Genomic DNA, 6,918 nt, shown 5'->3' on the forward strand with positions numbered 1-6,918 from the left:
GCTCGTGCGGTGCGTCTCGGGTCTCAGCAGGCGGACAGCGAGCGCACCTGCGCCGACAGGGTCAGGGGGCTGCCGAGGAGCAGCACCTGATCGAGGTCGTGGCCCTGCATCTTCACACGGGTGCTGCGCGGCAGGCAGGTCGGCTCGCTGAGGTAGAGCGGGGCGCCCTGCTTCGCGGCGACCGGGCCCACGGCCAGCGCGTCGGCGAAGCCGGTGGCGGTCGCGAGGTAGACGGTGTCGCCCAGCTCGGACGGCGGGAAGACGTCGTTGAGGCGTCGGCTGGTGTCGTGGCGGTCCGTCCCGGCGATGCGCGACACGGTGTCGGCGATCTTCGCGGCGCGGAGGTCGGCCTCGACGGCGGTCGAGATCGACGGCGCACCGCCGAGCAGCTGCACGGAGGAGGGGTCGAGTCCGGCGAGGGTGTCGCGGGTCGGCTGGTCGAGGCGCGAGCGGGCGCCGTCGACGAGGAGGACGGGCTCGGCGCGGCGGCCGGCGATCGGCGCCACCGAGAGGGCGTCCGGGAAGTTGGTGCCGGTCGCGACGAAGACGTTCTCGTAGCTGCCGTCCGGGAAGGCGTCCTCGACGATCCGGCGCGAGGTGTCGTAGCGGTCGACGCCCTCGATGCGCTCGGTCGGGATCCCGAGGGCCCTCACCTGCTGGAGCACCGAGTCGCTCACGGAGAGGGCGCTGCCGACCACGACGATCCGCTGCGGGGCGAGGCGGCGCAGCTCGTCCGCCACCACGGCGGGCAGGACGCTCGGGTCGGTGAGCAGGAGGGCGCCGCCCTGCTTCGCGGCGGCGGGGCCGGCGCTGAGCGCGTCCGGCCAGTTCGCTCCGCTGGCGAGGTAGACGACGGGGGCGCCGTCGGCGAATCCGGAGGCGGTCACCGCGACGGCGGTCGCGTACCGGTCGGTCCCGGCGAGGCGGGCGACGTCGGAGGAGTAGGCCGACGGGAAGAAGTCGATGCCGCTGCGGCCGCCCGGCGGCACGGAGACGACCGCGCGCTCGTCGAGGCGGGCCAGGCGCGAGAAGTACTGGTCGTCGTAGGCGGGGTACCCCGGCTCCACGAGGCGCAGGAGGTAGTCGCCGGCGGGCAGGGCGAGGTCGCCCGTGTCCCACGCACGGGCGGCGCCGGGGGCTCCGGTGACGGGGACGGTGTCGAGCAGCGAGTACGTCCCTCCGTCGACCCACCAGGCCTGCACGTCGAAGGAGGGGGAGGAGACGCCCGGGACCGCGTCGGCGGTGACCGATCCGGACAGCTCGGCGGTGCGCAGGAGGGAGATGGCGACGGACTCGTCGGTCCCCCGGGTCGTCCTCGCGGCCTCGGCGACCGGGGTGTCGCCGAACCAGGTCGGGTACCAGTCGTCGCTGCCGATCAGGTTCGCGCGGACGGTGAGGGGCTCGCCGCCGGGAACGGGGAGGGAGAAGTCGGCGCCCGTGTTCGCCTGGGCGACCACGTCACCCTCGGCGTCCTCGACCTGGACGTAGAAATACGGGTTCTCGGGGGCGGGGTGCTCCTCATCGGCGTCGCGGAGCGCGATGGTGCCCGAGAGGACGACCTCGGCGGCCGCCTCCTGCGCGGCGCTCGCGCCCGGGAGATCGGGGGCGGCGACGGCCGGACCGGCCGCGAGGCCGGCCAGCAGGAGAGCGGAGACGCCGATCGCGGCGAGGGAGCGTGCGGGCACGGCGGGCCTTTCGGCAGGATCCGCGGGAGGCCGCGGCGGACACGGTGTCTGAATGCTAGCCGCCGCCCGCCTCCGGGCGAGGGCGGGTGTCGGCGGGATGGGCCCCCGTCCGGGGGACGATGGTGGTGGATCCCCGGGGCCGCCGGAGGAGTCCGCGCGAGCACGCTTCCCCGGCGACCCGGGTCGGATCCCCTACTTGACGACCGCTGCGGTGGCGGCGGAGGTGCGCGTCGCCGTCGTGTAGTCGGCCTTCTTGCCGGTGACGGTCACCGTGATCTTCTTCCCCACCGTGGCGCTGGTCGGCTTGTAGGTGGCGGAGGTCGCCCCGGAGATCGCGGTGCCGTTCGCCTTCCACTGGTAGGTGAGGGCCACCGGCGAGGGACCCCACGTGCCCGGCTTGGCGGTCAGGGTGGAGCCGACCTTCGCGGTGCCGGTGATCGTCGGGGTCGCGGCGGAGAGGGTGCCCGCCACCACGGCGCTCGTCTTCGCGGAGGTCTTCGTCACGGCGGTGAATCCGGACTTCGACCCCGTGACCGTCACGGTGATCGTCTTCCCGAGAGTGGCGCCGGTCGGCGTGTACGTCGCGGACGTCGCCCCGCTCAGAGCGGTGCCGTTCGCCTTCCACTGGTAGGCGAGGGCGACGGGGGAGGGGCCCCAGGTGCCGGGCTTCGCGGTGAGGGTCGACCCGACCTTCGCGGTGCCGCCGATGGTCGGCGTCGCGGCGGTGATCGCGCCGCCGGTCACGGCAGCGGTCCCGGAGGAGACCCGCGTGGTCGAGACGTAGCCCGACTTCGAGCCCGTGACGGCGACGGTGATCACCCTGCCCGCGTCAGCCGCGACCGGACGGTACGTGGTGCCGGTCGCCCCGCTGATCGCGGTGCCGTTCGCGCGCCACTGGTACGCGAGGGCCACGGGGGAGGGGCCCCAGGTGCCGGCGCTCGCCGTGAGCGTCGAGCCGACCGCGGCGGTGCCGGTGACGGTCGGAGTCGCGGCGGTGAGGGCGGTGCCACCGATGCGCACGACGGTCGATGCCGCCCCGCTGTCGCCTCCGGCGTTGATCGCGCTGACGCTCATCGTGTAGGTGGCGCCCGCCGCCAGGTGCGTGAACGTGAAGGAGCGGGCGGTGGCGGCGACCGTCGTCGACCACGGACCGGCGCCCGCGTTGTCGACGCCGTTGCGCGAGACGCGGTAGCCGGTGATCGCCGGGTTGCCGGCCGACTCCGGAGGCGCCCACGAGATCGTCGCGGATCGCACGCTGTCGTTCGTGGTGCCGGCGACGCGCGTGGGGACGGAGGGGGCGAAGTAGGCGTCGGCGGTGCGGGTGACCGTTGCCGCTTCGCTGGTGCCGACCCCGTTGATCGCCTGAACGGTGAAGGTGTAGGAGGTGTTCGGGCGCAGGTTCGTGAACGTCTGCGAGCGGCGGTCGGCGGCGACGACGGTCGACCAAGGGCCGCTGCCGGACGCGTCGGTGCCGTTGCGGCTGACCCTGTAGCCCGTGATGTCGGTGCCGCCGTCGGCGTAGGGCGCCTCCCATGAAACGGTCATCGACGTGCCGCTGGGCTCCGCGTATGCGAATTCAGGAGCAGCCGGACGGGTGGTGCCGGTGCCGAAGGAGACACAGCTCTTTGGAGAGTCGAGGTAGTCGGCATAGTCGGCACTTTCCGACCTGAAGTACCAGGACGCAGCCCAGATGCAGTATTCGTAGCGATGGCCAGCGGCCACATCGAGATTCTGCGAGGTTGTGGTCAGGGAGTACTCGACGTCGTAGCCGCTGCCGTTGCCCCAGTCATCGTCGTAACTCGCAATATCGTCGAGCGTGGCGTGGTACTCCTCGAAGGAGCACGCTTCCCCGTTGATCGACGGCCGCCTCCACCGGGCGGAAGCCAGTGCTGTGGATTCGTCGTAGGCCACCGAGAGCTCGGCCGGCGCAGGGACGTTCCAGTAATGGTAGAGACCGGTGCTAGTCGGGATGCTCTGGGTCGATGATGCGACTAGTTTCTGGCCGTACTCGCCGCCGGAGAACGAGGCGTTGAAATCAGTCACACTCGCAACTTCGATGGTATAGCCATTCACATCGCGAGGTAAGTCGAAAGAGACCGATGTTGCGTTCGACACTTCCGTCAGGGCTGTCGTATACGAGTCGGTGTCCCCATATCGCGTCGTGTAAATCGTGTAGATGTGCACGCGATAGCCGGCGACCTTCTGCGCGGGTGCCGTCCACGAGATGGAGACGGCGTCCGTGCAGCTGTTGTCAGACGCGACGACGTTCGTCGGCGCAGCCGGCGATCCTGCGGCCTGGGCCGGGGTCGCGACGAAGAGGGAGAGGAGCAGGGCGAGGAAAAGGGAGACGCTGAGGGTCTTCGTTCGCATGGAGGAGGGCATCCGGATTCGTCGGAGCGAGAAGGCCGACGACTGTCGGGCCGGAGGGATCGTCCCATGCCGCTTATCGCTGCCCTAAGTCCCCCATTCAGGGCAGAATTCGGTGGATTCCACAGATGTCATCAGCGCGATGACAAGAGAGAGGGATAAGGCCTTCTCGTCGAGAGGCGCAGCGTCGTCTCTCCGAAAGCCCCTGCCTCAGGGCGAGGAAGAGGAGTCGCGGCGGCAACACAGCGCCCCGCGCGAGAACCGCGGCGGTTTTCCGCGCCGCACCCACCGTTCACGCGCGTTCCGTGCGCCCCACGGCGAGAACCGCACGATCGGCGCGTGCAAGACTGGGCGCGAGCGTGCTCCATCCCGCTGCGTCATGCGCGGGGCACGGAGCCACTGGACCCGGTCCGCTCATCCGCATCCTTTCGCAGGAGGACTCGAATGACCGATACCGCCGTGCTCGCCGAGGCACCCGCCCGAACTCCCGTCGCGAAGACGATTCTGATGTGCCGTCCCGAGCACTTCACCGTCGTCTACCGCATCAATCCGTGGATGGACCCGCAGGTCCCCACCGACACCTCCCTCGCCGTCCGGCAGTGGCAGACCCTCTACGACACCTACGCCGATCTCGGCTTCACGATCGAGCTGATCGAGCCCGAGACCGGACTGCCGGACATGGTCTACGCGGCCAACGGCGGATTCGTGATCGACGGCATCGCCTACGGCGCCTCCTTCACCTACCCCGAGCGCCAGCCCGAGGGCCCGGCGTACATGGACTGGTTCCGCTCGGCCGGCTTCGACGTCCGCGTCCCCGAGGAGATCAACGAGGGCGAGGGCGACTTCCTCCTCGTCGGCGAGCGGATCCTCGCCGGCACGGGCTTCCGCTCCGCCTCCGACTCGCACGCCGAGGTCGCCCGCGTCTTCGGCCGCGAGGTCGTCACGCTCGAGCTCGTGAACCCGTCGTTCTACCACCTCGACACCGCGATCGCCGTGCTCGACGACACGAACATCGCCTACCTTCCGAGCGCGTTCAGCGAGCAGGGCAACCGCACCCTCCGCGAGCTCTACCCCGACGCGATCCTCGTCTCGGAGGAGGACGCGTCCGTGCTCGGGCTCAACTCCTTCTCCGACGGCCTCAACGTCGTCATCGCCTCCCGCGCGACGGGGTTCGAGCGCCAGCTGCGCGAGCGCGGCTACAGCCCGATCGGCGTCGACCTGTCCGAGCTGCTGCTCGGCGGCGGCGGCGTGAAGTGCTGCACGCTCGAGCTGCGCCGCTGACCCACTCCCCGTGGTCGGCGACCCGCAGCGCCGACCCACCCTCCACTGTCCACGATCCGTCGCACTCGACGCCGAGTGCGACGACTCCTGGAGAGTCGATCGTCCCCTCAGGAGGAACGACATGAGCATCACCGACACCGACACCGCCCGCTCCGCCGCCCTCATCGCCGCGGAGGAGGAGCACGCCGCCCACAACTACCACCCGCTGCCCGTCGTCGCGGCCACCGGCGAGGGCGCTTGGATCACCGACGTCGAGGGCGTCCGCTACCTCGACTGCCTCGCCGCCTACTCCGCCGTGAACTTCGGCCACTCGCACCCGGTGCTTCTGGAGGCGGCCCGCGAGCAGCTCGGCCGCGTCACCCTCACCAGCCGCGCGTTCCACAACGACCGCCTCGGCCCGTTCGTCACGGCGCTCGCCGCACTCGCGGGCAAGGACATGGTCCTGCCGATGAACACGGGCGCGGAGGCGGTCGAGTCGGGCATCAAGGTCGCCCGCGCCTGGGGCTACCGGGTCAAGGGCGTCGCTCCGGGCCGGGCGAACATCATCGTCGCGGCGGGCAACTTCCACGGCCGCACCACCACGATCATCTCGTTCAGCGACGACGCGGAGGCGCGCGACGGCTTCGCCCCGTTCACGCCCGGATTCCGCACGGTCCCGTTCGGGGACGCGGAGGCCCTCGAGGCCGCGATCGACGACGACACCGTCGCCGTGCTGATCGAGCCGATCCAGGGTGAGGCGGGCATCGTCGTGCCGCCGGCCGACTACCTCCCGGCCGTCCGCGAGATCACCGCTCGCCGCAACGTCCTCTTCATCGCCGACGAGATCCAGTCCGGCCTCGGCCGCACCGGCGCCACCTTCGCCTGCGACCTGGTCGGAGTCGTCCCCGACGTCTACCTGCTCGGCAAGGCGCTCGGCGGCGGCATCGTCCCCGTCTCGGCCGTGGTCGCGGACGCCGACGTGCTCGGCGTCCTGCAGCCGGGCCAGCACGGCTCCACCTTCGGCGGCAACCCGCTCGCCGCCGCCGTTGGCCTCGCGGTCGTCGAGATGCTCGCGACCGGCGAGTACCAGGCCCTCGCCCGCGAGCGCGGCGCCCAGCTGCACGCCCGCCTCGAGGCGCTGATCGGCCGGGGAGTGGTCGCCGTCCGCGGCGCCGGACTCTGGGCCGGCATCGACATCGACCCGGGGCTCGCCTCGGGCCGCGCCGTCTGCGAGGCCCTGATGGCTCGCGGAGTGCTGGCCAAGGACACGCACGGCTCGACGATCCGCCTGGCTCCGCCGCTCGTGGTCACCGCCGCCGAGATCGACTTCGCCGTCGACGAGCTGGAGGCCGTGCTCGAGTCGCTGCGCTGAGGCGCACCGTCCCGCCTCTCTCCGCGAGATGCCGCTCCGGTCCGCGACACGCTGTGTCCGGCGTGCCCGAGTGGCATCCCGCGGGAGGGGGGAGGGACATGTTGAGACGGGACGTCTCGATGTCGCGGCAGGCCGTCGCCGCTCTGCGATACTCGCGCGATGAGCACACCTCTCCCGCCGGAGAACACCCCGCCCTCGTCCCCCGACCAGCCCGCCGCAGGCCCCGCCTACGGC

The 6,918-nt window shown here is 71.4% G+C and carries 4 protein-coding genes; 2 read left to right on the top strand and 2 right to left on the bottom strand.

The features are described from left to right. Positions 1-23 precede the first annotated feature (23 nt). Both C5C59_RS11480 and C5C59_RS11485 read right to left on the bottom strand, forming a co-directional pair. The gene (locus tag C5C59_RS11480; RefSeq protein WP_104239528.1) at positions 24-1,685 is read right to left on the bottom strand and encodes a cell wall-binding repeat-containing protein; all 1,662 of its coding nucleotides are present in this window, start codon (positions 1,683-1,685) and stop codon (positions 24-26) included. A 192-nt stretch (positions 1,686-1,877) separates the two neighbouring features. After that, on the bottom strand, positions 1,878-3,728 hold the full coding sequence (locus tag C5C59_RS11485; protein ID WP_181134889.1) for a fibronectin type III domain-containing protein: 1,851 nt from the start codon (positions 3,726-3,728) through the stop codon (positions 1,878-1,880). 768 nt (positions 3,729-4,496) lie between these two features. On the opposite strand from C5C59_RS11485, the gene ddaH reads away from it, so the two are divergent. Then, positions 4,497-5,333 (top strand): dimethylargininase, encoded by an 837-nt coding sequence (gene ddaH, locus C5C59_RS11490; protein WP_104239526.1) that lies wholly within the window; start codon positions 4,497-4,499, stop codon positions 5,331-5,333. A gap of 121 nt (positions 5,334-5,454) precedes the next feature. Further along, on the top strand, positions 5,455-6,684 hold the full coding sequence (gene rocD / locus C5C59_RS11495) for an ornithine--oxo-acid transaminase (protein ID WP_181028797.1): 1,230 nt from the start codon (positions 5,455-5,457) through the stop codon (positions 6,682-6,684). Positions 6,685-6,918 lie beyond the last annotated feature (234 nt).

It is taken from the genome of Rathayibacter sp. AY1F4 (assembly GCF_002931775.1).
Taxonomy (GTDB): domain Bacteria; phylum Actinomycetota; class Actinomycetes; order Actinomycetales; family Microbacteriaceae; genus Rathayibacter.

Bases quoted from the DNA above. Each gene is read 5' to 3' on its own strand.
- ddaH (WP_104239526.1), top strand. From the start codon at position 4,497: ATGACCGATACCGCCGTGCTCGCCGAGGCACCCGCCCGAACTCCCGTC.
- rocD (WP_181028797.1), top strand. From the start codon at position 5,455: ATGAGCATCACCGACACCGACACCGCCCGCTCCGCCGCCCTCATCGCC.